Below are 26,290 nucleotides of genomic sequence, written 5' to 3'. Positions count from 1 at the left end.
GCGGTCAGCTGTTCGTGCCCGACCGCCCGCGCTCAGGCGCTCGCCTCGCGCTGGCGGGCCCGGTAGGCCGCCACATGGAGCCGGTTGCCGCAGGTGCGGCTGTCGCAGTAGCGGCGTGAGCGGTTGCGGGACAGGTCGACGAAGGCCCGGCGGCAGTCGGGCGCGTCGCACCGCCGCAGCCGGTCTCGTTCCCCGGCGACGATGAGGAAGGCCAGCGCCATGCCGCAGTCCGCGGCGAGGTGGTCGGCCAGCGAGGCGCCCGGCGCGAAGTAGTGCACGTGCCAGTCGTAGCCGTCGTGGTCGGTCAGCCGGGGCGTGGTGCCCGCCTCGGCGACCATCGCGTTGAGCATGGTGGCGGCCGTCGCGTTGTCGGCGGCGCCGAAGACGGCGGTGAAGCGGGCGCGTACGGCGTGGACGGCGGTGAGGTCGCGCTCGTCGAGCCGTCCGACCTCGCTGACCTGGTTGCGCTCCACGAAGCCGCGGAGGTCCGCGACGTCCGCGAGCGATTCCCGGCCCTCGATCTGCGGCGCGGTGTTGACGAGGTCGACGACGCTGTCGAGCGCGCACCTGGTGTCATGGTTGATCAGCACGGAACTGCTCCCTGCCGGCGTGATCGGTCGGCTGCGTTCCGGTGACTCTAGCGCGCGAAAGCCGCCGCCGTGGGGGTGCAGGCCCCACGGAGACGGCTGTCGTGCGTGTCTCGTACGCGACGGGCGACGGTCTCGTGCGTGTCGCGGCGAGCGACGTCACGAGCGATGTCATGAGCGAAATCGCGTGCGAAGTCGTGTCGAGATGACAGGCGGCCGGGCCGGGCGCGAGCGTCCGGCTCCGCTGGTCGGGTCCGGGCGTCCCCCCGAGTAGGACGGCCGCGGACTGCGGTGACGGGCTGGGTCTCAGCTCTCCGCGAGGATGTGGGAGAGCTCGGTGTCGAGGTCGAAGTGACGATGCTCGGTGCCCGGCGGAACCGCGGCGTCCGTCCGCTTCAGGAAGGACTCCAGGGCCCGCGCCGGTGCTTCCAGCAGCGCTTCGCCCTCGGGGGAGCTGAGGGCGATGCAGACGACGCCCTGACCGTGGCTGCGGGACGGCCAGACTCTGACGTCTCCGGTGCCGGTGGGGCGGTGCAGCCCCTCGGCGAGCAGGTCGCGGGCGAACACCCATTCGACCGTCTCTTCGGCTCCGGTGTGGAAGGTGGCGTGCACGGCATACGGATCGGCCGTGTCGTACCGCAAGCCCGCGGGTACAGGCAGTGAGGATTCGCTCGACACAACGAGGCGCAGGTGCAGCTCGCAGCTGACCGTGGTGTTCATAAGCGCCAGGGCCTTTCGCTCAGTGTGCGCTCGGGGATTCGCACGTCGGCGAAATCGACATGCCACCTGCGAGGACGTTGTAAACCCCTCTGAGGGGTTTGTGAGGCTTCTGGTACCTCGTCCGGCCTAGTCCCGAGACGGGCCGATCGGCCATTTCGGTGACGAACGCCGGTCGGGTAAATTGTCGGTATGGCTGCGGAGAGTGACGAGTTCGACGGAGCCGTGGCCAAGGATTCGCGGCTGGGGTCACGGGCCCCCGGCTTCATCAGGAAGTCACGGCTGTTGCACCAGTCCTGGCGGGTCGGCGTCTTCCTCGTCGGCCTCGCCGTCGTCGCGGGCGGAGTCGTCCTCCTCCCGCTGCCCGGCCCCGGCTGGGTGGTGATCTTCGGCGGCATGGCGATCTGGGCCACCGAATTCGCCTGGGCCCAGCGCGTCCTGCGCTGGACCCGCCGCAAGGTCGCCGACGCCGCCAGGTCCGCCCTGGACCCCCGCGTACGGCGGCGCAATTTGCTGCTCACCACCGCCGCCGTGCTCGCCCTGGCCGGACTCGCCGGGTGCTACCTGTGGCAGTTCGGCCTCGACACGCCCTGGGGCGACAGCTAGGGCCTGTCGTGTGGATCTCCGCGGCGTCACGGAGATCCACACGACAGGCCTTAGTCGGCCGCTGACCGCCGCAGACCCTCGGGATCCTGGTCCGAGGCCCCTCCCACGTGCGGTAAAGTTGTCGACGCGTCCGGGCGATTAGCTCAGCGGGAGAGCACTTCGTTCACACCGAAGGGGTCACTGGTTCGATCCCAGTATCGCCCACCGGATTCGAGGATCCCGGGGACCGGTTTTCAAACCGCTCCCCGGGATCCTTTGCGTTCCCGTGCCGTACGCGGATTCGATCGCGCACACTTGCGGTATGGACTGGAGTCACTACCGATTCCGTAGGACGTGGCAGCTCGACGCGGAACCCGACGCCGTCTACCGGGTGCTGGAACGGCCCGACGACTACCCCGTCTGGTGGCCCCAGATCCGCGAGGTGCGGCAGACCGGCGACACCACCGGAATGCTGCGCTTCCGCTCCCTCCTCCCGTACGACCTCGTCGTCAGCGCCAGATCCGTCCGGCACGACCCTTGCACGCGGGTCCTGGAAGCCGCGATGACCGGCGACCTGGAGGGCTGGTTCCGCTGGACGATCACGCCGGGCGCCGTCCCGGGGACCCGCACCAGGCTGCTCTACGAGCAGGAAGTCGTCGTCCGCAAGCCGTTGATGCGGCTGCTCGCCGTCCCCTGCCGCCCGCTCTTCCTCGCCAACCACACGCTGATGATGCGCGGCGGGCGCCACGGGCTGCTCGCGCGGCTCGCCGCCGACGCCGCGCATGTGGTTTGAACGGCGGGCCCGTCGCGCTGTATGGTTCGAGGCGTCCCGGGCGATTAGCTCAGCGGGAGAGCACTTCGTTCACACCGAAGGGGTCACTGGTTCGATCCCAGTATCGCCCACCGAGGCTCACCGGCCTCGAAGTACCGTGACGGCCTGCCGACATCAGTCAGCAGGCCGTTGTGCGTTCCGCGGCGGCCGTCGCGGAACGCCGGCCTGTGAGACCGTCAGGCGGCAACGCCGGGTGCGGTGAACGCCGAGATGTCGTCGGTGGATTCACCGTCCAGCGCCAATTCGGCGAGGATGCGGCCGATGGCCGGGGTGAACTTGAAGGCGTGGCCCGCGCCGAGGGCGACGATGATGTCGGGGTACCGCGCGAGCGGGCTCAGCACGAATTCCCGGTAGGGCGTGATCGCGTACTGGCAGGTGACGGTGCGCAGCACATGGCCGCTGGCGGGGATCGTGGCGCCCATGAACGCCGAGAGCCGGTCGAGCAGTTCGGCGGACGGCTCGAAGGTCCGGTCCTCGGGCGTCATCAGGTTGTTCGACACGTCACGGGCGGCTTTGACGGTGGGTTCGCCGTAGGCGGGGATTTTGTAGAAGCAGTTGGTGTCCTCCCAGATCCACACCGGGAAGCGGTCGGGGTCGAACGCCGCTGGACTTCAGCCGGACACCGCTCGGCGACGACACCCGGTGCCGCCGCTCGGCGGCCGTCCCCAGGACCGTCCTCAGGACCGGCCCCGGGGGTGAGGACCGCGATGCGGCCGGTCGTCGGGGCTCACGGCACCTCGCGCCGCCACCCCTGCGGGTTATCGCTTCGCGGGCAGCCCTCGCGGCTCGGTACGATTCAGCGGTGCGGCGCCCGCCGCCGCCGAGTCACCACAGCCAGCAGGACCTGAGTCAGGAGCAGACCGGTGTCAGATGTCCGTGTGATCATCAAACGCGATTCCGTTGAGCTGGAAGAGCGGACGGTCACGACGGGCACGACCGCGGCCGAGCTGTTCCCCGGCGAGCGGTCCGTGATCGCCGCCCGCGTCGGCGGCGAGCTGAAGGACCTCGCGTACGCCCTCGCCGACGGCGACGAGGTCGAGCCGGTGGACATCACCAGCCAGGACGGCCTCAACATCCTGCGGCACTCCACCGCGCACGTGATGGCACAGGCCGTGCAGGAGCTGCACCCCGAGGCCAAGCTCGGCATCGGCCCGCCGGTCAAGGACGGCTTCTACTACGACTTCGACGTCGAGAAGCCGTTCACCCCCGATGACCTCAAGGCCATCGAGAAGAAGATGCAGGAGATCCAGAAGCGCGGCCAGCGCTTCTCGCGCCGTGTCGTGACCGACGAGGCCGCCCGCGAGGAGCTGGCCGACGAGCCGTACAAGCTGGAGCTGATCGGCCTCAAGGGCGGCGCCGCGGCCTCGGACGACGGCGCGGACGTCGAGGTCGGCGCCGGCGAGCTGACCATCTACGACAACCTGGACGCGAAGACCGGGGACCTGTGCTGGAAGGACCTCTGCCGGGGTCCGCACCTGCCCACCACCCGCAACATCCCGGCGTTCAAGCTGATGCGCAACGCGGCGGCGTACTGGCGCGGCAGCGAGAAGAACCCGATGCTCCAGCGGATCTACGGCACCGCCTGGCCCACCAAGGAAGAGCTGAAGGCGCACCTGGACTTCCTGGTCGAGGCCGAGAAGCGCGACCACCGCAAGCTCGGCGCGGAGCTGGACCTGTTCTCCTTCCCCGAGCAGCTCGGCTCGGGCCTCGCGGTCTTCCACCCCAGGGGCGGCATCATCCGCCGCGAGATGGAGACCTACTCGCGCAAGCGCCACGAGGACGCCGACTACGAGTTCGTCAACACCCCGCACATCTCCAAGGAAGAGCTCTTCGTCACCTCGGGGCACCTTCCGCACTACGGCGACGGGATGTTCCCGCCGCTGGAGTTCGACGGACAGAACTACCGCCTCAAGGCGATGAACTGCCCGATGCACAATCTGATCTTCGACGCGCGCGGCCGTTCCTACCGCGAACTGCCCCTGCGGCTCTTCGAGTTCGGCACGGTGTACCGCTACGAGAAGTCCGGTGTGGTGCACGGCCTCACCCGCGCCCGCGGCTTCACCCAGGACGACTCGCACATCTACTGCACCAAGGAGCAGATGGCGGGCGAGCTGGACTCGCTGCTCACCTTCGTCCTGGACCTGCTGCGCGACTACGGTCTGGACGACTTCGAGCTGGAGCTGTCCACCCGCGACGACTCCCCGAAGTTCATCGGTGAGGACTCGGAGTGGGAGGAGGCCACCGAGGCGCTCCGCCAGGCGGCCGAGAAGCAGGGCCTGCCGCTGGTCCCCGACCCGGGCGGCGCCGCGTACTACGGTCCGAAGATCTCCGTCCAGGCGCGGGACGCGATCGGCCGCAGTTGGCAGATGAGCACCGTGCAGGTGGACTTCCAGCAGCCCAAGCGGTTCGGGCTCGAATACACCGCCCCCGACGGCTCCAAGCAGCAGCCCGTCATGATCCACCGCGCGCTGTTCGGCTCCATCGAGCGGTTCTTCGCGGTGCTCCTCGAGCACTACGCGGGCGCGTTCCCCGCCTGGCTCGCGCCGGTGCAGGCGGTCGGCATCCCGATCGGCGACGCGCACGTGCCGTACCTCCAGGAGTTCGCGGCGGAGGCCAGGCGCAAGGGCCTGCGGGTCGACGTGGACGCGTCCTCCGACCGCATGCAGAAGAAGATCCGCAACCAGCAGAAGCTGAAGGTGCCCTACATGGTCATCGTCGGCGACGAGGACATGTCCGGCGGCACGGTCTCCTTCCGCTACCGCGACGGCTCGCAGAAGAACGGCATTCCGCGCGACGAGGCCATCGCCGAGATGGTGGACGCCGTGGAGCGCCGCATCCAGGTCTGACGGCGCCGAGGCCCGCCGCCCGTGAGATCCGGGACTTCCCCCGCAGCACGCGTGCTCCGGGGGAAGTCCTATGCTGAACGGCATGACGAGTGAGCCGGAACAGCAGATCGGAGCGGGGGTGCCGGACGCGTTCCAGCGCCTGTGGACCCCGCACCGGATGGCGTACATCCAGGGCGAGAACAAGCCCACCGGCCCCGGTGCCGGTGACGGATGTCCGTTCTGCGCGGTCCCGGCCGAGTCCGACGAGGACGGCCTCGTCATCGCGCGCGGCGAGCACGTGTACGCGGTGCTCAACCTCTACCCGTACAACAGCGGCCACCTCATGGTGGTGCCCTACCGGCACGTCGCCGACTACACCGAGCTGGACGGCGCCGAGACGGCGGAACTGGCCGTGCTGACCAAGCAGGCGATGACCGCCCTGCGGTCCGCGTCCGGCGCGCAGGGCTTCAACATCGGGATGAACCAGGGCGATGTGGCGGGCGCCGGGATCGCCGCGCACCTGCACCAGCACGTGGTGCCGCGCTGGGGCGGCGACGTCAACTTCATGCCGGTCGTCGGACACACGAAGGTGCTGCCGCAGCTCCTCGCCGACACCCGCAAGATGCTCGCGGACGTCTGGCCCTCCTGACGGCCGGCCCGTCGTCCTGAAACGTCCCGTCGCCCTGAACCCCGCATGCGCCGGAGCCGGAGCCCGGACAGGTCCTAGGCGTCGTACGCGTCGGCCTTCCTGGGCTCCACGCTCTGCGACAGACCGCTCAGCATCATCGAGCGGCTGGTGAAGTGCGAGGTGTCCACGCCGTTCTCGCTCATCACCTGGATCGCGGCGGCGTGCACCGCCCGCAGCACCGGAGTGGCCGCGCGCAGCGCGTCGTCGGCCATGAAGCGGTGCTTCCACGGCTTGTCGGCCCACGTGTGCCGCAGCCCGAACGGCTCGGGCAGCTTCAGCGTGCCGCCGAGGTAGTCGAGCACGGCGGGGAAGCGGGTCAGCGGCGCGCGGGCGGCCAGCCGTACCACCTCGTCCGACTCGATCAGCGGGAGCTGGACGGTCCTGGTCTCCCAGAACTTCACCGGTTTGGTGATCGTCTTCTCCTTCGCGGGCGGCCCGGAGGTGAAGATCCCGTGGATCGGGCCGAGCGCGTGCCCGGTGACCTCGATCCGCAGGGTGTGCGCCAGCACCGTCACCGTCGTCATCAGCGTGATGACGAGATTGCCGTCCCAGAGGGTGAACTGGATGCCCAGATAGTGCCGGTTGCCCTTGCCGAACTGCTGCGTGTTGCAGATCCGCTGGATCTCGAAGTCCTTGACCGAGAACGAGTCGACCTCGGGCCCGGTGGGCCGGGAGATCTTGCCCGCGCCCTCGCCGACCGGCACCACGACCCAGTGCTTTATCGACGGCTTGGGGAAGCCGCCGGTGTGCAGCGGACCGCGCTCGATCATCCGTAGCTGGTCGTGGATGGCGCGGACGACGTCCCAGCTCCGGAACGGGTGGATCTCGGCCAGCCCCTCGCGCGGGATCAGCTCCTCGGCCATCTGCCAGTTCGCCCAGCGGCTGCCCATGCCGAGTATGCCCTTGGGCCCCGCGTAGAAGACGACATTGCTGTTCTGCTCCGCGGACAGCTTGGCCAGGCTCTGCCGCAGCAGCTCCGCGCGGGTCTGGTTGGGGTTGCGCGGCACCGCCTCGGGGATCTTCGCGCCGACCGCGGTGCCCGCGACCAGGCCCGCCCAGCGGCTGCGCAGATCCTTCGCGGTGGCCTCGCAGATCCGCTTCGCCCAGAACCAGCCGATGATCGGCGCGATCATCAGGACGCGGAAATACTGCTGCCAGAAACCGCTGAACGGCGGCCGTACCGCGAGCAGCACGGTGAAGGCGACGGCCACGGCCAGCACGACGGCCCCGAAGGCCCCCGACTTGTTGCCCCGCGCCTTCAGCGACCCGAGCGACTTGCGCAACTGGAAGGCGCCGAGCCAGAGCAGCACGCCGGGCAGGAACAGCACCCCGCACACGCCCATCACCACGGTCAGCCGGTTGTCGCGCTCCTGCCGGATCCGGTTGGCGGCCAGGGCGTGCTCCACCACGGTCTGCGGCACCACACCGAAGGACTGCACCAGTTCACTGCGCGCCGCGCCCAGCATCCTGACCTGGATGGCGCGGGCGAACGCCTCGCCCAGATTCGGCGCGAACAGCGACAGCCGCGGCGCCTTGACGCTCGCCTCGCTGTTCGCGTCGACCAGCGTCGTCACCGGAGTGTCGCGGTACGCGGCGGACGCCAGCGCCTGGGTCGCACCGGTCTCACCGTCGCTGCCGGTCAGCGGAATCTGCGCACCTGGGCTGAAGTCGAACCCGATACCGTCCGTCACCACAGGCCCCCAGTCGCCAGTCCCGTACATCCACCGGTTCACCGGTCCATACGGCTCCGACCGGCCCATTCCCCGCACGGGTGAACGTCACACGTTCGGAGCAGTCTCCAGATTAGCGGCGAGACGGCCCGCGGCGTGGCCGCGAGCCGCCGATTGGCCAGCGGACATGTCCACTTGGCGACTTACCGGCGCTGTTCCCGCGTTCGCCGGCGCTGATTCTCCGTCATGCGCCCGTCATCTGCCGTGCGCGGTCGCCTCGTCCTTCTCCTCCTGCCGGCGCAGCTTCGTGGCCAGTTGGGCGGGCATCGGCTCGTGCCGCGCGTAGTGCCGGCTGAACCGGCCGGTGCCGTGCGACAGCGACCGCAGATCGACGGCGTAGCGGCCGATCTCGATCTCCGGGACCTCGGCGCGCACCACCGACCGCCCCTCGGCGGCCGGTTCGGCGCCCAGCACCCGGCCGCGCCGCCCCGACAGATCGCTCATCACCGATCCGACGTACGCGTCCGGCACCAGCACGCCGACCTCGCAGACCGGTTCCAGCAGATGGATGGGCGCGCCCGCGGCGGCCTCGCGCAGGGCGAGCGCGCCCGCGGTCTGGAAGGCGGCGTCGGAGGAGTCCACCGAGTGCGCCTTGCCGTCGGTGAGGGTGACCCGGATGTCGACCACCGAGAAGCCGAGCGCGACCCCGCGGGCGGCCTGGGTGCGGACGCCCTTCTCCACCGACGGGATGAACTGCCGCGGCACCGCCCCGCCGATCACCTTGTCCACGAACTCGATGCCGGAGCCGACCGGCAGCGGCTCCACCTGGATGTCGCAGATCGCGAACTGCCCGTGTCCGCCGGACTGTTTGACGTGCCGCCCGCGGGCCGTCACCGGCTCGCCGAAGGTCTCCCGCAGCGACACCTTGTGCGGCACCGCGTCGACCTGCACCCCGTACCGGTTGCGCAGCCGCTCCAGGGCGACGTCGGCGTGCGCCTCGCCCAGGCACCACAGGACGACCTGCCGGGTGTCCGGATTCTGTTCGAGACGCATCGTCGGGTCCTCGGCGACCAGCCGGGCCAGGCCCTGGGAGAGCTTGTCCTCGTCGGCCTTGCTGTGCGCCTCGATGGCGATCGGCAGCAGCGGGTCCGGCATCACCCACGGCTCCATCAGCAACGGCCCGTCCTTGGCCGAGAGCGTGTCGCCGGTCTCGGCGCGGGTCAGCTTGGCCACGCACACCAGATCGCCCGCGCCCGCCGAGGGCACCGGCCGCTGGTGCTTGCCGAAGGGCGACGACAGCGCCCCGACCCGCTCGTCCACGTCGTGGTCCTCGTGCCCGCGGTCCTCCATGCCGTGGCCCGACACGTGCACCGTCTCGTCCGGCCGCAGGGTGCCGGAGAAGACCCGCACCAGACTGATCCGGCCCACGTACGGGTCCGAGGACGTCTTGACCACCTCGGCGGCCAGCGGCCCCTCCGGGTCGCAGACCAGCGCGGGGCGCCCGCCGCCGTCCGGCGTCGTGACCGGCGGCGCCTCCCGCTCCAGCGGGGTCGGGAAACCACCGGTGACCAGTTCCAGCAGCTCCACGGTGCCCAGGCCCTGCCGGGCGCCGTCCGCGGCGGGCGCGGCGGCCAGCACCGGGTGGAAGGAGCCGCGCGCCACCGCCCGCTCCAGGTCGTCGACGAGCGTCTTGACGTCCAGCTCCTCGCCGCCGAGGTAGCGGTCCATCAAGGTCTCGTCCTCGCTCTCGGCGATGATCCCCTCGATGAGCCGGTTGCGCGCCTGCTCCACCAGCGGCGCCAGCGCCGCGTCCGGCTCGGCCTCGGCCCGCTCGCCGGACGCGTAGTCGTACACCCGCTGCGAGAGCAGCCCCGCCAGGCCCGTCACCGGGGCGTGGCCGTCGGGGCCCGCGGGCCCGTGCACGGGCAGATACAGTGGCAGCACCGAATCGGGGGAGTCGCCGCCCAGCTCCGCCGCGCACTGCGCCGCCATCTCCTCGAAACCGGCCCGCACCGACTCCAGGTGCGTCACCACGACCGCCCGCGGCATCCCGACGGCCGCGCACTCCTCCCACACCATCCGGGTCGCGCCGCCGATGCCCTCGCCGTCCTGCGCGGCCGACACGACGAACAGGGCCGCGTCCGCGGCGCGCAGACCGGCCCTCAACTCCCCGACGAAATCGGCGTATCCGGGGGTGTCCAGCAAATTGACCTTGATCCCGCCCCACTCCACGGGGACGAGCGAGAGCTGTACGGAGCGCTGCTGCCGCTGCTCGATCTCGTCGTGGTCCGACACCGAGCCGCCGTCCTCGACCCGGCCCGCCCGGTTCACCGCGCCGGTGGTCAGCGCCAGCGCCTCCACCAATGTCGTCTTGCCTGATCCGCAATGGCCGACCAGCACCACATTGCGCACGTTCTCGGGGCGGTCGGCCGCCGGTGCCCTTCCGGCGGCTCCTGGCTGTGCGTCTCTCCTGTCCGCTGCACCACCCACGCGTTCTCGCCTCCCGGTCCTTCACTGCACGGACCGCGCCCTCGGTGGGGGGCGCGTCACAGGGGCGCCACGGGAGACCGCTCAACGCACAGGCGGCCTCGACGACGCCCGCGGTCTTTCGACCTTCCCACGGCCGTCCGGGTGCGTCCATACGTCGTACGCCGGGCCGCCGCCCCCGCCGCTCCGGCACGGCCTGGGACATCCGGTGCGCGCGGGCTGGCTACGATGGGCCATCCGGCTGCCGCTCCGGCCGCCGTGACACCATCCTCCGACCTGTCGGGAAGGCCATGCTGAACAAGTACGCGCGTGCGTTCTTCACGCGTGTTCTCACGCCGTTCGCCGCATTTCTGCTCCGCAAGGGGGTCAGCCCCGACGCGGTGACCCTGCTCGGCACCGCGGGTGTCATGGCGGGCGCACTGGCCTTCTATCCCAGGGGCGAGTTCTTCTGGGGCACCGTGGTGATCACGCTCTTCGTCTTCTCCGACCTGGTGGACGGCAACATGGCCCGCCAGGCCGGGGTCTCCAGCCGCTGGGGCGCCTTCCTCGACTCGACCCTCGACCGGGTCGCCGACGCGGGCATCTTCGGCGGACTCGCCATGTGGTACGCGGGCCGGGGCGACGACCTCGTGCTGTGCGCGGTGACGATCTTCTGCCTGGCCAGCGGCCAGGTGGTGTCCTACACCAAGGCGCGCGGCGAGGCGATCGGCCTGCCGGTGAACGTCAACGGCCTGGTCGAGCGCGCCGAGCGCCTGGTGATCACGCTGACCCTGTGCGGCCTCGCCGGCCTGCACAAATTCGGCGTCCCCGGCATCCAGTACCTGCTGCCGATCGCCCTGTGGGCGGTCGCCGCGGGCAGCCTGATCACCCTCGTCCAGCGGGTCGTCACCGTACGCCGCGAGTCCGCGGAGGCCGACGCCGCAGCCGCCGCCACCGCGGGGCAGGGGAGCAACGCGTGAGCGAGGACACCTCCCGGGCCGCGCGGCTCAGGGGAAGCCTCGCCGACGGGCTCTACGGGCTCGGCTGGAGCGCGGTCAAGACGCTGCCGGAACCGGCCGCCCGAGCGCTCGGCCGCGCCATCGCGGACGTCACGTGGCGGCAGCGCGGCAAGGGCGTCCGACGCCTCGAGGCCAACCTGGTCCGGGTCGTGCCGGACGCCGACGAGGCACGGCTGCGCGCGCTGTCGCGCTCGGTCATGCGGTCCTACCTGCGGTACTGGATGGAGTCCTTCCGGCTCCCGGCCTGGAGCAAGGACCGCATCCGCGGCGGCTTCGACCCCGCGGACGTCCACTACCTGACCGACGGCCTCGCAGCCGGGCGCGGCGTCATCCTGGCGCTGCCGCACATGGCCAACTACGACCTGGCCGGCGCCTGGGTGACCACCGCGCTCGACACCCCCTTCACCACCGTCGCCGAGCGCCTGAAGCCCGAGACGCTGTACGACCGCTTCGTCGCCTACCGCGAGAGCCTGGGAATGGAGGTGCTGCCGCACACCGGCGGCGCCGCCTTCGGCACCCTGGCCCGGCGGCTGCGGTCCGGCGGCCTGGTCTGCCTGGTCGCCGACCGCGACCTGTCGGCCGGCGGCGTCGAGGTCGACTTCTTCGGCGAGCGCACCCGGCTGCCCGCGGGCCCGGCCATGCTCGCCCAGCAGACCGGAGCGCTGCTGCTCCCCGTCACCCTCTGGTACGACGAGTCGCCCGTCATGCGCGGTCGCGTCCACCCGCCGGTCGAGGTCCCCGCGACCGGCGACCGTACGTCCAGGACGGCCGCGATGACACAGCGACTGGCCGACGCATACGCCTCCGGCATCGCCGAGCACCCCGAGGACTGGCACATGCTGCAACGCCTGTGGCTGTCCGACCTCGAACCCCGCCCCGAACCCCCGGCGGGCGGCGCCGACACGGCGGGGGAGAGCGCGGGAGCAACGGTGGAGGGCACGTCCGGCGTCTCCCCGCGGGGCGGCCCGAGCACGACCGCGGCCGAAGGCGCCGGTACGGCCGACGGCACGGACGGCGCCCACAGCACGGCCGGCCCGTCGGGCGCGGGCGGTACGGTCGGCGGCCCACCTGACCACTCCGGAACGGAGAAAACGTGAGGATCGGGATCGTCTGCCCGTACTCCTGGGACGTCCCCGGCGGCGTCCAGTTCCACATCCGCGATCTCGCCGAGCACCTGATCGGCCTCGGCCACGAGGTCTCCGTGCTCGCCCCCGCCGACGACGAGACACCGCTGCCGCCGTACGTGGTGTCGGCGGGCCGCGCCGTGCCGGTCCCGTACAACGGCTCGGTCGCCCGGCTCAACTTCGGCTTCCTGTCCGCCGCCCGCGTCCGCCGCTGGCTGCACGACGGCAACTTCGACGTCATCCACATCCACGAACCCGCCTCGCCCTCGCTCGGGCTGCTGGCCTGCTGGGCGGCGCAGGGCCCGATCGTGGCCACCTTCCACACCTCCAACCCGCGGTCGCGCGCGATGATCGCCGCGTACCCGATCCTGCAACCCGCGCTGGAGAAGATCAGGGCCCGGATCGCGGTCAGCGAGTACGCCCGCCGCACCCTGGTCGAGCACCTGGGCGGCGACGCGGTCGTCATCCCCAACGGCGTCGACGTGGACTTCTTCGCGCGGGCCGAGCCCAAGAAGGAGTGGCAGGGCGGCACGATCGGCTTCATCGGGCGGATCGACGAGCCGCGCAAGGGCCTGCCCGTGCTGATCCGGGCACTGCCGAAGATCCTCGCCGAGCGGCCGGGCACCCGGCTGCTGGTCGCGGGCCGGGGCGACGAGGAGGAGGCCGTCGAGTCGCTGCCCGAGGCGATGCGCGACCGGGTCGAATTCCTCGGCATGGTCAGCGACGAGGACAAGGCGCGGCTGCTGCGCAGCGTCGACGTCTACGTGGCGCCCAACACCGGCGGCGAGTCCTTCGGGATCATCCTGGTCGAGGCGATGTCGGCGGGCGCCGCCGTGCTCGCCAGCGACCTCGACGCCTTCGCGCAGGTCCTCGACCAGGGCGCGGCCGGCGAACTCTTCGCCAACGAGGACGCCGACGCGCTCGCCGCCGCCGCCCTGCGGCTGCTCGGCGACCCCGCCCGCCGTACCGAACTGCGCACCCGCGGCAGCGCCCATGTGCGGCGTTTCGACTGGTCGGTGGTCGGCGGTGACATCCTGTCCGTCTACGAGACCGTCACCGACGGCGCCGCGCATGTCGCCGCAGACGAACGCACCAGCCTTCGGGCGAGATTCGGCCTGGCAAGGGACTGACAGTGACCACCATCATCTGGGTCGCGGTCGCGATCGTCGCGATCGGCCTCTACCTGAGCTGGACGGCCGGGCGCCTCGACCGCCTGCACGCCCGGATCGACGCGGCGCGCGCCGCCCTGGACGCGCAACTGCTGCGCCGCGCCTCGGTGGCCCAGGAACTGGCCACGGCCGGTGTGCTGGACCCGGCCGCGTCGATCGTGCTGTACGAGTCCGCGCACGCCGCCCGGCAGGCCGAGCCGGAGCAGCGTGAGGTCGCCGAGAGCGAGCTGAGCCAGGCACTGCGCGCGGTCTTCGCCGAGCCGGGCGCGGTCGCCGAGATCGGGGAGGCGCCGGGCGGCACCGAAGCCATCAAGGAGCTGACCCAGTCGGTACGGCGGGTGCCGATGGCCCGGCGCTTCCACAACGACGCGGTACGCGCCGCGCGGGCGGTCCGCAGACACCGCGTGGTGCGCTGGTTCCGGCTCGCGGGCCACGCCCCCTTCCCGCTGGCCTTCGAGATGGACGACGAGCCGCCGGTGCCGCTCACGGCGGACGGCGCCGGGTCGCACTGAACGCCCCGGCACCACGGAGCGCACCGATACCCACCGGACACACCGATCCGCGCGGGACACACGGCCACCCGCCGGCCCGCGGGGAGCCACCGCAGCGGAATTGGCCCTTTCCCGCCCCCGGCGACCGGCCGGACCATGAAGGAAAGCCATCGATTTCGTCAGCGAGTGAGGTCACCGTGTCCACCAGCCCCTCCGCCACCACCCCCGAGACCGGCACCGCACGCGTCAAGCGCGGTATGGCCGAGCAGCTCAAGGGCGGCGTGATCATGGATGTCGTCACCCCGGAGCAGGCGAAGATCGCCGAGGACGCGGGCGCCGTCGCCGTCATGGCCCTGGAGCGGGTTCCGGCCGACATCCGCGCGCAGGGCGGCGTGGCCCGGATGTCCGACCCGGACATGATCGAGGGCATCATCAACGCGGTGTCCATCCCCGTGATGGCCAAGTCCCGGATCGGCCACTTCGTCGAGGCCCAGGTCCTCCAGGCGCTCGGCGTCGACTACATCGACGAGTCCGAGGTGCTGACCCCCGCCGACGAGGTCAACCACTCCGACAAGTGGGCCTACACCACCCCCTTCGTCTGCGGAGCCACCAACCTCGGCGAGGCCCTGCGCCGGATCGCCGAGGGCGCGGCCATGATCCGCTCCAAGGGCGAGGCCGGCACCGGCAACGTGGTGGAGGCCGTCCGCCACCTGCGCCAGATCAAGGGCGAGATCTCCCGCCTCAAGGGCCTGGACAACAACGAGCTGTACGCCGCCGCCAAGGACCTGCGCGCCCCGTACGAGCTGGTCAAGGAGGTGTCGGTGCTGGGCAAGCTGCCCGTCGTGCTGTTCTCCGCGGGCGGTGTGGCCACCCCGGCCGACGCCGCGCTGATGCGCCAGCTCGGCGCCGAGGGCGTCTTCGTCGGCTCCGGCATCTTCAAGTCCGGCGACCCGGCCAAGCGCGCCGCCGCGATCGTCCGCGCCACCACCTTCTTCGACGACCCGAAGGTCATCGCGGACGCCTCCCGCAACCTCGGCGAGGCCATGGTCGGCATCAACATCGACACCCTCCCGGAGTCCGAGCACTACGCCAACCGCGGCTGGTAAGGCGACGATGACCAGCACTCCCACCATCGGCGTCCTGGCACTCCAGGGCGACGTCCGGGAGCATCTGACGGCACTGGCCGCGGCGGACGCCGCGGCCGGTCCCGTCCGGCGCCCGGAGGAACTGGCCGGAATCGACGGCTTGGTGATACCCGGCGGCGAGTCCACCACCATCTCCAAGCTCGCCGTGCTCTTCGGCCTGATGGAACCGCTGCGCGAGGCGATCCGCGGCGGCCTGCCGGTCTACGGCACCTGCGCGGGACTGATCATGCTCGCCGACAAGATCCTCGACCCCAGGTCCGGCCAGGAGACCTTCGGCGGCATCGACATGATCGTCCGCCGCAACGCCTTCGGCAGGCAGAACGAGTCCTTCGAAGCGGTCGTCGACGTCACGGGCGTCGAGGGCGGCCCGGTCGAGGGCGTCTTCATCCGCGCGCCGTGGGTCGAGTCGGTGGGTGCGGACGTGGAGGTGCTCGCCGAGTACGGTGGCCACATCGTCGCCGTCCGTCAGCGCAATGTGCTCGCCACGTCGTTCCATCCCGAACTGACCGGCGACCACCGGGTCCATGAATTCTTCGTGGACACTGTGCGCGCGGCGCGCTGACCGGATCCCGGTAGGATCGACGGCGCGACGAAAGACAGCATTTGGTGACGCGAAGGAGACAGTCGGATGTCCGGCCACTCTAAATGGGCTACGACCAAGCACAAGAAGGCCGTGATCGATGCCAAGCGCGGCAAGCTCTTCGCGAAGCTGATCAAGAACATCGAGGTCGCGGCGCGGACCGGTGGCGCCGACCCGGACGGCAACCCGACGCTGTTCGACGCCATCCAGAAGGCGAAGAAGAGCTCGGTACCGAACAAGAACATCGACAGCGCGGTCAAGCGCGGCGCCGGTCTCGAAGCCGGTGGCGCCGACTACCAGACGATCATGTACGAGGGCTACGGTCCCAACGGTGTCGCGGTGCTCATCGAGTGCCTGACCGACAACCGCAACCGCGCCGCGTCCGACGTGCGGGTGGCCATGACCCGCAACGGCGGCTCGATGGCCGATCCGGGCTCGGTGTCGTACCTGTTCAACCGCAAGGGCGTGGTGATCGTCCCCAAGGCTGAGCTGGGCGAGGACGACGTGCTGGACGCGGTGCTCGACGCGGGCGCCGAGGAGGTCAACGACCTCGGTGAGTCCTTCGAGGTGATCAGCGAGGCCACCGACCTCGTGCCGGTCCGCAAGGCGCTCCAGGAGGCCGGGATCGACTACGACTCGGCCGACGCCAACTTCCTGCCCACCATGCAGGTGGAGCTGGACGAGGACGGCGCGCGCAAGATCTTCAAGCTCATCGACGCGCTGGAGGACAGCGACGACGTGCAGAACGTCTTCGCCAACTTCGACGTCTCCGACGAGGTCATGGAGAAGGTCGACGCCTGAGCCGCGCTCGGGCGGTGACGCCGGGGCCGCGCGCGAGCGGACCCTGACGGACGGTCAGCCGGAGGGGCCGACGGGACACACCCCGTCGGCCCCTCCGCTGTTTGTCGGCCCCAACCGATAACCTGCACGAACAGGTTGGCGAAGACGGCGGCTGACGGGCGCGGAAGGGGGCGGCATGCGAGTGCTCGGCGTGGACCCGGGTCTGACCCGGTGCGGCATCGGAGTGGTGGACGGCGTCCCCGGACGCCCGCTGACGATGGTCGGCGTCGGCGTCGTACGCACCCCGGCCGACGCGGAGATCGGCGACCGGCTCGTCCTGATCGAGCGCGGCATCGAGGAGTGGCTCGACGAACACCGCCCGGAGGCGGTCGCCGTGGAGCGCGTCTTCAGCCAGCACAATGTGCGCACCGTGATGGGCACAGCCCAGGCGAGCGCGGTCGCCATGCTGTGCGCCGCCCGCCGCGGCCTGCCCGTCCACCTGCACACCCCCAGCGAGGTCAAGGCCGCCGTCACCGGCAGCGGCCGGGCCGACAAGGCACAGGTCGGCGCGATGGTGACCCGGCTGCTGCGGCTCGACGCCCCGCCGAAACCGGCCGACGCCGCCGACGCGCTGGCGCTGGCCATCTGTCACATCTGGCGCGGCGCCGCCACCAACCGCCTCCAGCAGGCCATCGCCGCCCACCGCCCCGTACGACCCCAGGAGTCCGCCAAGTGATCGCCTTCGTCAGCGGCCAGGTCGCCGCGCTCGCCCCCGACACCGCGGTCATCGAGGTCGGCGGCGTGGGCATGGCCGTCCAGTGCGCCCCGAACACCCTGGCCGCGCTGCGGATCGGCCAGCCCGCCAAGCTCGCCACCTCCCTGGTGGTCCGCGAGGACTCGCTCACTCTCTACGGCTTCGCGGACGAGGACGAGCGGCAGGTCTTCGAACTGCTCCAGACCGTCAGCGGAGTCGGGCCCAGGCTCGCCCAGACGATGCTCGCCGTGCACACCCCGGACGCGTTGCGCTCCGCGGTCGCGGTCGGCGACGAGAAGGCGCTGACCGCGGTGCCCGGCATCGGCAAGAAGGGCGCGCAGCGGCTGCTCCTGGAGCTGAAGGACCGGCTGGGCGAACCGGTCGGCTCCGGCGCGGACCGGGGGATCGGCAGCCCGGTCGGCAACTCCTGGCGCGAGCAGCTGCACGCCGCGCTGCTCGGCCTCGGCTACGCCACCCGCGAGGCCGACGAGGCGGTCGCCGCCGTCACCCCGCAGGCCGAGGCCGAGCAGGAGCCGAACGTCGGCGCGCTGCTGCGGGCGGCCCTCCAGACCCTCAACCGCACCCGCTGACCGCCCTGTTGACGCCGCCGGCCGCACCCGTACCGGTGACGCCGGTCCGTACCGCCGACCCCACACCGACCCGAGAGACCAACCATGAACTGGGACGACGCCACCGACGAGCGGCCGGAGCGACTGGTCGGCGCCACCGCCGACCATGAGGACCAGGCGGTCGAGGCGGCGCTGCGCCCCAAGGACCTGGGGGAGTTCATCGGGCAGGAGCGCGTACGGCAGCAGCTCGACCTGGTGCTCAGGGCCGCCCGGCAGCGCCAGGGCACCGCGGACCACGTCCTGCTCTCCGGCGCCCCCGGCCTCGGCAAGACGACGCTGTCGATGATCATCGCGGCCGAGATGGGCGTGCCCATCCGGATCACCTCGGGACCGGCCATCCAGCACGCGGGCGACCTCGCCGCGATCCTGTCCTCGCTCCAGGAGGGCGAGGTGCTCTTCCTCGACGAGATCCACCGGATGTCACGGCCCGCCGAGGAAATGCTCTACATGGCGATGGAGGACTACCGGGTCGACGTGATCGTCGGCAAGGGTCCCGGCGCGACCGCGATCCCGCTGGAACTGCCGCCCTTCACCCTGGTCGGCGCCACCACCAGGGCCGGACTGCTGCCGCCCCCGCTGCGCGACCGCTTCGGCTTCACCGGCCACATGGAGTTCTACGCCCCCGCCGAGCTGGAGAAGGTCATCCGCCGCTCCTCCGGGCTGCTGGACGTCGAGGTCGCCGACGACGGCGCCGCCGAGATCGCCGGACGCTCCCGCGGCACCCCCCGGATCGCCAACCGGCTGCTGCGCCGGGTCCGCGACTACGCCCAGGTCAGGGCGGACGGTGTGATCAGCCGGGAGATCGCCGCCAAGGCGCTGGAGGTCTACGAGGTGGACGAGCGCGGTCTCGACCGGCTGGACCGGGCCGTGCTCCAGGCGCTGCTGAAGCTCTTCGGCGGCGGGCCCGTCGGCCTGTCCACGCTCGCCGTCGCGGTCGGCGAGGAGCGCGAGACCGTCGAGGAGGTCGCCGAGCCGTTCCTCGTCAGGGAAGGGCTGCTGGCCCGGACACCGCGCGGCCGGGTGGCCACTCCCGCGGCCTGGACGCACCTCGGTCTGGTGCCGCCGCACAATCCCGCCGGACCCGGACAGAGCGGGTTGTTCGGACCGTGACCGCCGATAGACTCGCCCCTTCAGGAACCCCAGTGCCATGCTTGGCGTTGTTCAGGCGGCGAGCCAGCGCTTAGACTCCGCCGACGCCCTTCCTCCGGATCGGCACCCACATCCCGAAACCCAGGCCAGCGCCACGTTGGCCGTGCGAAGGAACGTCCAGACCGTGAGTATCGTCACTCTCCTCCCCTTGGTCCTGATTGTTGGCGTCATGTTCATGATGACGCGCTCGGCCAAGAACAAGCAGCGCCAGGCACTGACCATGCGGAACCAGATGGAGCCCGGATCGGGCGTCCGCACGATCGGTGGCATGTACGCCGTGGTCAAGGAAGTGAACGAGGAGACGGTCCTCCTTGAGCTGACGGACGGGGTGCACGCACACTTCGCGAAGAACGCCATCGGCGCCGTACTGGCCGAAGAGGAGTTCAACCGGATCGTGCACGGCATCGAGCCGGAGGAGATCGAGCACGACGACACCGAGGACACCGAAGGCGACGTCACCGCCGACGCGGCTTCCGGGGATGCCGCTGCGACGGACGACGTCAAGAAGGACGCCAAGGACTCGGGCGAGCACAGCATCGATCTGAGCAAGACCGAGGACACGCCGGGGCAGGACGGCCCCGACTCCACGTCCAAGTAAGGGTCCGGCTCTCACAACTTCGTGGCCACCCCATGAGCGTGCAGGCTCAGGGGCGGTAGGACAGGGAGAATCAAGAAGGTGGCAGCAGCCAACAAGGGCCGCAGGCCGTCCCCGGGGAGTCAGGGATACCCCGGGCGCGCTCTGGCCGTGATCGTGATCGCCCTGGTGGCGCTGACCGGAGGAATGTTCCTCTCCGGCAACACCACTCCCCGACTGGGCATCGACCTGGCCGGCGGTGTCAGCATCACGCTGACCGCCAAGGCGGACCAGGGGAACGCGGTCACCAAGTCCAATATGAACACGGCGGTCAGCATCATCAACCGCCGTGTCAACGGACTCGGTGTCTCCGAGGCGGAGGTGCAGACCCAGGGATCGAACAACATCATCGTCAACATCCCCAAGGGCACCAACGCCGCCCAGGCCGAGCAGCAGGTGGGCACCACCGCGCAGCTCGCCTTCCGCCAGGTGCTGACCGCCGCGGACGGCAACCCGGCGACGGCCGCGCCCAAGCCCTCGGCCAGCCCCTCGGCCTCCGGCGGTACGACGCCGAAGCCGAGCGGCACGCCCAGCGCGACGGGCACCCCGAAGGCCACCGGGAGTACCACGTCCAGTCCGCAGGGCCGCGCCGTCACCGACGCACTGAAGTCGAGTGTGAACAAGGCGCCGACGCCGACGCCCACCGCGACGCCCAGCAACCCGGCGACCAAGCCCGGCACGGGCACCGCCGACCTGTCGATCCCCGCCGACCTCCAGGCGAAGCTCGACAAGCTCGACTGCACCGACCCCACGCAGCGCACCGCGGCCAGCAAGAACACCAAGCCCGGTGACAAGGTCGTCGCCTGCGGTCAGCAGGGCAACCAGTGGATCAAGTACGCGCTCGGCCCGACGCTGATCGACGGCAAGCGCGTCTCCGGCGCCAGCGCGAACTTCGACTCGCAGCAGGGCAACGGCTGGGTCGTCAACCTGACGTTCGACTCCAAGGGCGCCAGCCAGTTCACCAAGGTCACCGGTGACCTCGCCTCCCAGGCCCAGCCGAACAACCAGTTCGCGATCGACCTGGACGGCAACGTCGTCTCGGCCCCGTCGGTCTCCCAGGCCCTGCCCGGCGGCAGCGCCCAGATCTCCGGCAGCTTCACCCAGAAGTCCGCAGAGGACCTGGCGAACGTGCTGAAGTACGGCTCGCTGCCCCTGGCGTTCTCCATCCAGGACACGACCACGGTCTCTCCCGCCCTCGGCGGCGAGCAGCTCCGCGGCGGCCTGATCGCCGGCGCCGTCGGCCTCGTCCTGGTCGTGCTCTACATGTTCGCCTACTACCGCGGACTGAGCCTCGTGGCGCTCGCGAGCCTCGTGGTCTCGGGCGCGCTCACCTACACGATCATGTGTCTGCTCGGTGAGGCGATCGGCTTCGCACTGAACCTGCCCGCGGTCTGTGGTGCCATCGTCGCCATCGGTATCACCGCCGACTCGTTCATCGTCTTCTTCGAACGGATCAGGGACGAGCTCCGCGAGGGCCGCTCGCTGCAACCCGCGGTCGCCCGCGGCTGGCCGCGCGCCCGGCGCACCATCCTGGTGTCGGACTTCGTGTCCTTCCTCGCCGCCGCCGTGCTGTTCACCGTGACGGTCGGCAAGGTCCAGGGCTTCGCGTTCACGCTCGGTCTCACCACCGTGCTCGACGTCGTCGTGGTGTTCCTGTTCACCAAGCCGCTGATGACGATCCTCGCCCGTCGCCCGTTCTTCGCTCAGGGCCACAGGTGGTCCGGTCTCGATCCCAAGGCGCTCGGCGTGAAGGCGCCGCTGCGTCGGAGCGTCCGCCACAACCGGCCCACCGAGACGAAGGAAGCCTGATGTCCAAGCTCAGCAATCTCGGTCACCGGCTGCACCGCGGCGAGATCGCGTACGACTTCGTCGGCCACCGCAAGATCTGGTACGGCGTATCGATCCTGATCACGGTCGCCGCCGCGGTCGGCCTGCTGGTGAACGGCCTCAAGCTCGGCATCGAGTTCTCCGGCGGCGCGGACTTCACCACGGCCAAGACCTCCATCTCGGTCGCGGACGCGCAGAGCAAGATCGAGGGCCACACCGCCGGCCACGACGCGACGATCCAGAAGCTGGGCAGCGGAAAGCTCCGCATCCAGGTCAGCGACATCTCCACCGAGGCGTCCAAGACCGTCCAGCAGAACATCTCCAAGGAACTGGGCATCCCGCTCAAGGACATCGACGCGCAGATCGTCGGTCCGAGCTGGGGCAAGGAGATCTCCCACAAGGCCCTTCAGGGTCTGATCATCTTCCTGGTGCTGGTGGTCGCCTATCTGGCCATCGCCTTCGAGTGGCGCAAGGCCGTCGCGGCACTGATCGCGCTGCTCCACGACCTGACGATCACGGTCGGTGTCTACGCCATCGTGGGCTTCGAGGTCACACCGGGCACGGTGATCGGTCTGCTCACCATCCTCGGTTACTCCCTCTACGACACCGTCGTCGTCTTCGACGGTCTGAAGGAGTCCACCAAGGACATCACCAAGCAGAACAGGTACACCTACAGCGAGATCGCCAACCGCAGCCTCAACGGCACCCTGGTGCGGTCGATCAACACCACGGTCGTCGCCCTGCTGCCGGTCGGCGCGCTGCTCTTCATCGGTGGCGGCATCCTCGGCGCGGGCATGCTCAACGACATCGCGCTCGCGCTGTTCGTCGGCCTCACCGCCGGTGCGTACTCCTCGATCTTCATCGCGACCCCGATCGTCGCGGACCTCAAGGAGCGCGACCCGGCGATGAAGCAGGTCCGCAAGCGGGTGCTCGCCCGCCGGGCCTCCGACGCCACGAAGGCCGCCGAGGCGGCCGCCCGCGGCGAGGAGCCCGCCGACCCCGAGGACGGGGACGGGGACGACGACGACCAGGCGGAAGCCGCAGCGGCCGGCGCCGGTGTGGTGGGCCCGCGGGCCCAGGGCTCCGCCCCGGGCAGCCGTTCCGGCGGCACCCGCGGCGCGTCCGCCAACCGCGGCACCCGCGGTGGCCGCAACCGCCCCTCGGGCAAGCGGCGCTGACCGTGAATCGCCGCCGCCCGGTCGACACCGACCGGGCGGCGGCGATTTTCCGTTTCCCGACCCTCATCGTCCGACCCTCATCGACCGACGAGCGCTCCATGGGCCGAAGCGCCGTGGAACGACAAGCACGTCATGGACCGACGCGACATGAACCGACGAAAGTAGCGCGATGACCACCACGGACGCAGCCTCCGCCGAGCTCAGGGAACTGCTGCTCGGCCGCATCCGCGACGTACCGGACTACCCCCAGCCCGGCGTGATCTTCAAGGACATCACCCCGCTGCTGGCCGACCCCGTCGCCTTCAGCGCCCTGGTGGACGCGCTCGCCGCCCTGTGCGCGCGGCACGGCGCCACCAAGGTCGTCGGCCTCGAAGCCCGCGGCTTCATCCTGGCCGCCCCTGCCGCCGCCCGCGCGGGCCTCGGCTTCGTCCCGGTCCGCAAGGCGGGCAAACTGCCCGGAAAGACCCTGGCGCAGTCGTACGACCTGGAGTACGGCACCGCCGAGATCGAGGTGCAGGTCGACGCCTTCGCCCAGGGCGACCGCGTCCTGGTGGTCGACGACGTCCTGGCCACCGGCGGCACCGCGGAAGCCTCGGTGGAGCTGATCCGGCGGACCGGCGCGACGGTCGCGGGCGTGGCCGTCCTGCTGGAGCTGGGTTTCCTCGGCGGCCGGGCGCGGCTGGCACCGGTCCTGGGGGACGCCCCGCTGGACACCCTCGTCGCGATCTGACGCGCTCCGGACCGCGTACGGGCCCCGCGTACGCCATTCGCGTCCGCGGGGCCCGGTTACGGCCTCCTACGAGCGTCCTGCGGCCCCGTACGACCCCGCGCACGGCCCTGAGGCGGGCGCCCGGCAGGCTCGGGCGCCCGCCTCTCGCCGCAGGTCGATACCATGGAACTTCTACCCCGCGTGAGGAGTGCTCTTGCCAGACCAGGCCCAGCCACTCGACGCCGCGGGCGGGAAGGAACCGGCCGCGGGTGGCACGGGGACGTCCGCCGACAGGCGGACCGCCGCGCCCACCCCCGCTCCCACGCCCGCCAAGCCCGCCGCGCCCGAACCGGCCGCGCCCGCCGTACGCCCGGTGCGTACGCCCGGCAGCGTCGCGCCGACGCGTCCCGGGGCCTCCTCCAGCCGCGTCCGCGCCCGCCTCGCCCGGCTCGGCGTGCAGCGCTCCAGCCCGTACAACCCGGTGCTCGAACCGCTGCTGCGCGTGGTGCGGGGCAACGACCCGAAGGGCGACAGCGCGCAGCTCCGGCAGATCGAGCGGGCCTACCAGGTCGCCGAGCGGTGGCACCGCGGCCAGAAGCGCAAGAGCGGCGACCCGTACATCACGCACCCGCTGGCCGTCACCACGATCCTCGCCGAACTGGGCATGGACCCCGCCACCTTGATGGCCGGGCTGCTGCACGACACCGTCGAGGACACCGAGTACGGCCTGGACGCGCTGCGCCGCGACTTCGGCGACCAGGTGGCGCTGCTGGTCGACGGCGTCACCAAGCTCGACAAGGTCAAATTCGGCGAGGCCGCGCAGGCCGAGACCGTGCGCAAGATGGTCGTCGCGATGGCCAAGGACCCCCGCGTCCTGGTGATCAAGCTCGCCGACCGGCTGCACAATATGCGCACGATGCGCTATCTCAAGCGCGAGAAGCAGGAGAAGAAGGCCCGCGAGACGCTGGAGATCTACGCCCCGCTGGCGCACCGGCTGGGCATGAACACCATCAAGTGGGAGCTGGAGGACCTCGCCTTCGCGATCCTCTACCCCAAGATGTACGACGAGATCGTCCGGCTGGTCGCCGAGCGCGCCCCCAAGCGCGACGAATACCTCGCCGTGGTCACCGACCAGGTCCAGCAGGACCTGCGCGCCGCCCGGATCAAGGCCACCGTCACCGGCCGCCCGAAGCACTACTACAGCGTCTACCAGAAGATGATCGTCCGCGGCCGGGACTTCGCGGAGATCTACGACCTGGTGGGCATCCGCGTCCTGGTCGACACCGTCCGCGACTGCTACGCGGCGCTCGGCACCATCCACGCGCGATGGAATCCGGTCCCCGGCCGGTTCAAGGACTACATCGCGATGCCCAAGTTCAACATGTACCAGTCGCTGCACACGACGGTCATCGGGCCCAGCGGCAAGCCCGTCGAATTGCAGATCCGTACCTTCGACATGCACCGCCGCGCCGAGTACGGCATCGCCGCGCACTGGAAGTACAAGCAGGAGGCGGTGGCGGGCGCCTCCAAGGTGCGCACCGACAGCCCGCGGTCCGACAAGAAGGACGACGCGGTCAACGACATGGCGTGGCTGCGCCAGCTCCTGGACTGGCAGAAGGAGACCGAGGACCCCGGCGAGTTCCTGGAGTCGCTGCGCTTCGACCTCTCGCAGAGCGAGGTCTTCGTCTTCACGCCCAAGGGCGACGTGATAGCGCTGCCCGCGGGCGCCACCCCGGTGGACTTCGCGTACGCCGTGCACACCGAGGTCGGCCACCGGACCATAGGCGCCCGCGTCAACGGCCGCCTCGTACCGCTGGAGTCGACGCTCGACAACGGCGACACCGTCGAGGTCTTCACCTCCAAGGCCGCGGGGGCCGGGCCGTCCCGCGACTGGCTGGGCTTCGTCAAGTCGCCGCGGGCGCGCAACAAGATCCGCGCCTGGTTCTCCAAGGAGCGCCGCGAGGAAGCGGTCGAGCAGGGCAAGGAAGCCATCGCCCGCGCGATGCGCAAGCAGAATCTGCCGATCCAGCGGGTCCTCACCGGCGACTCGCTGGTCACCCTCGCGCACGAGATGCGCTACCCCGACATCTCCGCGCTCTACGCGGCGATCGGCGAGGGGCACATCACCGCGCAGTCCGTCGTGCAGAAGCTGGTCGACGCGCTCGGCGGCGAAGAGGGCGCCACCGAGGACATCGCGGAGATCACCACCCCCACGCAGGGGCGCACCAAGCGGCGGGCCAACGCCGACCCCGGTGTCATCGTCAAGGGCGCCAGCGACGTCTGGGTCAAGCTCTCCCGCTGCTGCACCCCGGTGCCGGGCGACCCGATCATCGGCTTCGTCACCCGCGGCAACGGCGTCTCGGTGCACCGCGCCGACTGCGTCAACGTGGACTCGCTCTCGCAGCAGCCCGAGCGGATGATCGAGGTCGAGTGGGCGCCCACCCAGTCGTCGGTCTTCCTGGTCGCCATCCAGGTCGAGGCCCTCGACCGGTCCCGGCTGCTCTCGGACGTCACCCGCGTGCTGTCCGACCAGCACGTCAACATCCTGTCCGCGGCCGTCCAGACCTCCCGCGACCGCGTCGCCACCTCCCGCTTCACCTTCGAGATGGGCGACCCGAAGCACCTGGGCCACGTCCTGAAGGCCGTACGCGGCGTGGAGGGCGTCTACGACGTCTACCGGGTGACCTCGGGCCGCCAGAGGTAGGCAAAGCTGCGGGCGGCCGGGCACGAAC

The 26,290-nt window shown here is 70.8% G+C and carries 24 protein-coding genes and 2 tRNA genes; 21 read left to right on the top strand and 5 right to left on the bottom strand.

All coding sequences use genetic code 11. The features are described from left to right. Positions 1-32: 32 nt before the first annotated feature. A complete protein-coding gene (locus ACFZBB_RS24615; protein WP_355332576.1) occupies positions 33-590 on the bottom strand; it encodes a CGNR zinc finger domain-containing protein in 558 nt (185 codons plus the stop codon). Between the two features lie 303 nt (positions 591-893). Then, positions 894-1,307: an SsgA family sporulation/cell division regulator gene (locus ACFZBB_RS24610; RefSeq protein ID WP_003959770.1), complete on the bottom strand. Its 414-nt coding sequence runs from the start codon at positions 1,305-1,307 to the stop codon at positions 894-896. A gap of 189 nt (positions 1,308-1,496) precedes the next feature. On the opposite strand from ACFZBB_RS24610, the gene ACFZBB_RS24605 reads away from it, so the two are divergent. The 4 genes from ACFZBB_RS24605 (at position 1,497) to ACFZBB_RS24590 (ending at position 2,792) form a co-directional block, all read left to right on the top strand. Then, on the top strand, positions 1,497-1,910 hold the full coding sequence (locus tag ACFZBB_RS24605; protein WP_391126169.1) for a TIGR02611 family protein: 414 nt from the start codon (positions 1,497-1,499) through the stop codon (positions 1,908-1,910). A 132-nt stretch (positions 1,911-2,042) separates the two neighbouring features. Then, positions 2,043-2,114 (top strand) — tRNA-Val (locus tag ACFZBB_RS24600). A 97-nt stretch (positions 2,115-2,211) separates the two neighbouring features. After that, on the top strand, positions 2,212-2,682 hold the full coding sequence (locus tag ACFZBB_RS24595; RefSeq protein WP_391126166.1) for an SRPBCC family protein: 471 nt from the start codon (positions 2,212-2,214) through the stop codon (positions 2,680-2,682). 38 nt (positions 2,683-2,720) lie between these two features. Then, positions 2,721-2,792: transfer RNA gene (locus ACFZBB_RS24590), tRNA-Val, on the top strand. 105 nt (positions 2,793-2,897) lie between these two features. Here ACFZBB_RS24590 and ACFZBB_RS24585 read toward each other — a convergent pair. Continuing rightward, positions 2,898-3,299: an FAD-dependent oxidoreductase gene (locus ACFZBB_RS24585; RefSeq protein ID WP_391126163.1), complete on the bottom strand. Its 402-nt coding sequence runs from the start codon at positions 3,297-3,299 to the stop codon at positions 2,898-2,900. Positions 3,300-3,584: 285 nt separating this feature from the next. Here ACFZBB_RS24585 and thrS point away from each other — a divergent pair, with 285 nt between their 5' ends. Together thrS and ACFZBB_RS24575 are read left to right on the top strand one after the other, a co-directional pair. Continuing rightward, the gene (thrS, locus tag ACFZBB_RS24580) at positions 3,585-5,567 is read left to right on the top strand and encodes a threonine--tRNA ligase (protein WP_391126160.1); all 1,983 of its coding nucleotides are present in this window, start codon (positions 3,585-3,587) and stop codon (positions 5,565-5,567) included. A 70-nt stretch (positions 5,568-5,637) separates the two neighbouring features. Then, entirely contained in the window at positions 5,638-6,195 is a 558-nt protein-coding gene (locus tag ACFZBB_RS24575) for an HIT domain-containing protein (RefSeq protein ID WP_188285222.1), read from the top strand. Between the two features lie 74 nt (positions 6,196-6,269). On the opposite strand, the gene ACFZBB_RS24570 is transcribed toward ACFZBB_RS24575, so the two are convergent. Both ACFZBB_RS24570 and ACFZBB_RS24565 read right to left on the bottom strand, forming a co-directional pair. Further along, positions 6,270-7,955 (bottom strand): hypothetical protein, encoded by a 1,686-nt coding sequence (locus tag ACFZBB_RS24570; RefSeq protein ID WP_391126157.1) that lies wholly within the window; start codon positions 7,953-7,955, stop codon positions 6,270-6,272. A gap of 204 nt (positions 7,956-8,159) precedes the next feature. Next, positions 8,160-10,394: an elongation factor G-like protein EF-G2 gene (locus tag ACFZBB_RS24565; protein ID WP_391126154.1), complete on the bottom strand. Its 2,235-nt coding sequence runs from the start codon at positions 10,392-10,394 to the stop codon at positions 8,160-8,162. 287 nt (positions 10,395-10,681) lie between these two features. On the opposite strand from ACFZBB_RS24565, the gene pgsA reads away from it, so the two are divergent. The 15 genes from pgsA to ACFZBB_RS24490 all read left to right on the top strand — a co-directional run bounded on the left by pgsA (position 10,682) and on the right by ACFZBB_RS24490 (position 26,262). Beyond that, positions 10,682-11,350, top strand: coding sequence for a phosphatidylinositol phosphate synthase (pgsA, locus tag ACFZBB_RS24560; RefSeq protein ID WP_391126152.1), 669 nt, complete (start codon positions 10,682-10,684; stop codon positions 11,348-11,350). After that, positions 11,347-12,486: a phosphatidylinositol mannoside acyltransferase gene (locus ACFZBB_RS24555; RefSeq protein WP_391126149.1), complete on the top strand. Its 1,140-nt coding sequence runs from the start codon at positions 11,347-11,349 to the stop codon at positions 12,484-12,486. Before pgsA ends, ACFZBB_RS24555 begins: the two co-directional genes overlap by 4 nt. Then, entirely contained in the window at positions 12,483-13,643 is a 1,161-nt protein-coding gene (locus ACFZBB_RS24550; RefSeq protein WP_355332534.1) for a glycosyltransferase family 4 protein, read from the top strand. The genes ACFZBB_RS24555 and ACFZBB_RS24550 overlap by 4 nt, the downstream gene beginning before the upstream one ends. 2 nt (positions 13,644-13,645) lie before the next feature. Then, positions 13,646-14,194: a hypothetical protein gene (locus tag ACFZBB_RS24545; protein ID WP_391126146.1), complete on the top strand. Its 549-nt coding sequence runs from the start codon at positions 13,646-13,648 to the stop codon at positions 14,192-14,194. 176 nt (positions 14,195-14,370) lie between these two features. Next, the gene (gene pdxS, locus ACFZBB_RS24540) at positions 14,371-15,279 is read left to right on the top strand and encodes a pyridoxal 5'-phosphate synthase lyase subunit PdxS (protein WP_355332529.1); all 909 of its coding nucleotides are present in this window, start codon (positions 14,371-14,373) and stop codon (positions 15,277-15,279) included. A 7-nt stretch (positions 15,280-15,286) separates the two neighbouring features. Then, positions 15,287-15,880: a pyridoxal 5'-phosphate synthase glutaminase subunit PdxT gene (gene pdxT / locus ACFZBB_RS24535; protein WP_391126143.1), complete on the top strand. Its 594-nt coding sequence runs from the start codon at positions 15,287-15,289 to the stop codon at positions 15,878-15,880. Positions 15,881-15,946: 66 nt separating this feature from the next. Next, complete coding sequence (locus ACFZBB_RS24530; protein WP_188285213.1) at positions 15,947-16,699, top strand: YebC/PmpR family DNA-binding transcriptional regulator; 753 nt, start codon at positions 15,947-15,949, stop codon at positions 16,697-16,699. Between the two features lie 175 nt (positions 16,700-16,874). Further along, the gene (ruvC, locus tag ACFZBB_RS24525) at positions 16,875-17,414 is read left to right on the top strand and encodes a crossover junction endodeoxyribonuclease RuvC (RefSeq protein WP_188285212.1); all 540 of its coding nucleotides are present in this window, start codon (positions 16,875-16,877) and stop codon (positions 17,412-17,414) included. Beyond that, the gene (gene ruvA / locus ACFZBB_RS24520; protein WP_391126140.1) at positions 17,411-18,022 is read left to right on the top strand and encodes a Holliday junction branch migration protein RuvA; all 612 of its coding nucleotides are present in this window, start codon (positions 17,411-17,413) and stop codon (positions 18,020-18,022) included. Before ruvC ends, ruvA begins: the two co-directional genes overlap by 4 nt. Before the next feature lie 84 nt (positions 18,023-18,106). After that, positions 18,107-19,171: a Holliday junction branch migration DNA helicase RuvB gene (gene ruvB, locus ACFZBB_RS24515; RefSeq protein ID WP_355332520.1), complete on the top strand. Its 1,065-nt coding sequence runs from the start codon at positions 18,107-18,109 to the stop codon at positions 19,169-19,171. 163 nt (positions 19,172-19,334) lie between these two features. Then, positions 19,335-19,808, top strand: a complete 474-nt coding sequence (gene yajC, locus ACFZBB_RS24510; protein WP_391126137.1) for a preprotein translocase subunit YajC — start codon at positions 19,335-19,337, stop codon at positions 19,806-19,808. 78 nt (positions 19,809-19,886) lie between these two features. Then, a complete protein-coding gene (secD, locus tag ACFZBB_RS24505; protein ID WP_391126134.1) occupies positions 19,887-21,653 on the top strand; it encodes a protein translocase subunit SecD in 1,767 nt (588 codons plus the stop codon). Further along, the gene (secF, locus tag ACFZBB_RS24500; protein WP_391126131.1) at positions 21,653-22,849 is read left to right on the top strand and encodes a protein translocase subunit SecF; all 1,197 of its coding nucleotides are present in this window, start codon (positions 21,653-21,655) and stop codon (positions 22,847-22,849) included. The genes secD and secF overlap by 1 nt, the downstream gene beginning before the upstream one ends. 169 nt (positions 22,850-23,018) lie before the next feature. Next, positions 23,019-23,579 carry an adenine phosphoribosyltransferase gene (locus ACFZBB_RS24495; protein WP_391126128.1) on the top strand — a complete coding sequence of 187 codons (561 nt, stop codon included), beginning with the start codon at positions 23,019-23,021 and terminating at the stop codon, positions 23,577-23,579. A gap of 352 nt (positions 23,580-23,931) precedes the next feature. Continuing rightward, positions 23,932-26,262: a bifunctional (p)ppGpp synthetase/guanosine-3',5'-bis(diphosphate) 3'-pyrophosphohydrolase gene (locus tag ACFZBB_RS24490; RefSeq protein WP_355333552.1), complete on the top strand. Its 2,331-nt coding sequence runs from the start codon at positions 23,932-23,934 to the stop codon at positions 26,260-26,262. Positions 26,263-26,290: the final 28 nt, after the last annotated feature.

The organism is Streptomyces sp. NPDC008139 (assembly GCF_042957025.1).
Classification (GTDB): Bacteria; Actinomycetota; Actinomycetes; order Streptomycetales; family Streptomycetaceae; genus Actinacidiphila.
The sequence above is the reverse complement of the archived record's forward strand: the minus strand, read 5'-3'. Positions and strand labels throughout refer to the sequence as shown.

Excerpts from the sequence above, each read along its gene's own strand:
- ACFZBB_RS24575 (WP_188285222.1), top strand. The coding sequence starts at position 5,638 with ATGCTGAACGGCATGACGAGTGAGCCGGAACAGCAGATCGGAGCGGGG.
- ruvB (WP_355332520.1), top strand. The coding sequence starts at position 18,107 with ATGAACTGGGACGACGCCACCGACGAGCGGCCGGAGCGACTGGTCGGC.
- ACFZBB_RS24495 (WP_391126128.1), top strand. The coding sequence starts at position 23,019 with ATGACCACCACGGACGCAGCCTCCGCCGAGCTCAGGGAACTGCTGCTC.
- ACFZBB_RS24610 (WP_003959770.1), bottom strand. The coding sequence starts at position 1,307 with ATGAACACCACGGTCAGCTGCGAGCTGCACCTGCGCCTCGTTGTGTCG.
- ruvC (WP_188285212.1), top strand. The coding sequence starts at position 16,875 with ATGCGAGTGCTCGGCGTGGACCCGGGTCTGACCCGGTGCGGCATCGGA.
- ACFZBB_RS24605 (WP_391126169.1), top strand. The coding sequence starts at position 1,497 with ATGGCTGCGGAGAGTGACGAGTTCGACGGAGCCGTGGCCAAGGATTCG.
- ACFZBB_RS24530 (WP_188285213.1), top strand. The coding sequence starts at position 15,947 with ATGTCCGGCCACTCTAAATGGGCTACGACCAAGCACAAGAAGGCCGTG.
- secF (WP_391126131.1), top strand. The coding sequence starts at position 21,653 with ATGTCCAAGCTCAGCAATCTCGGTCACCGGCTGCACCGCGGCGAGATC.
- ACFZBB_RS24595 (WP_391126166.1), top strand. The coding sequence starts at position 2,212 with ATGGACTGGAGTCACTACCGATTCCGTAGGACGTGGCAGCTCGACGCG.
- ACFZBB_RS24570 (WP_391126157.1), bottom strand. The coding sequence starts at position 7,955 with ATGTACGGGACTGGCGACTGGGGGCCTGTGGTGACGGACGGTATCGGG.
- pgsA (WP_391126152.1), top strand. The coding sequence starts at position 10,682 with ATGCTGAACAAGTACGCGCGTGCGTTCTTCACGCGTGTTCTCACGCCG.
- pdxT (WP_391126143.1), top strand. The coding sequence starts at position 15,287 with ATGACCAGCACTCCCACCATCGGCGTCCTGGCACTCCAGGGCGACGTC.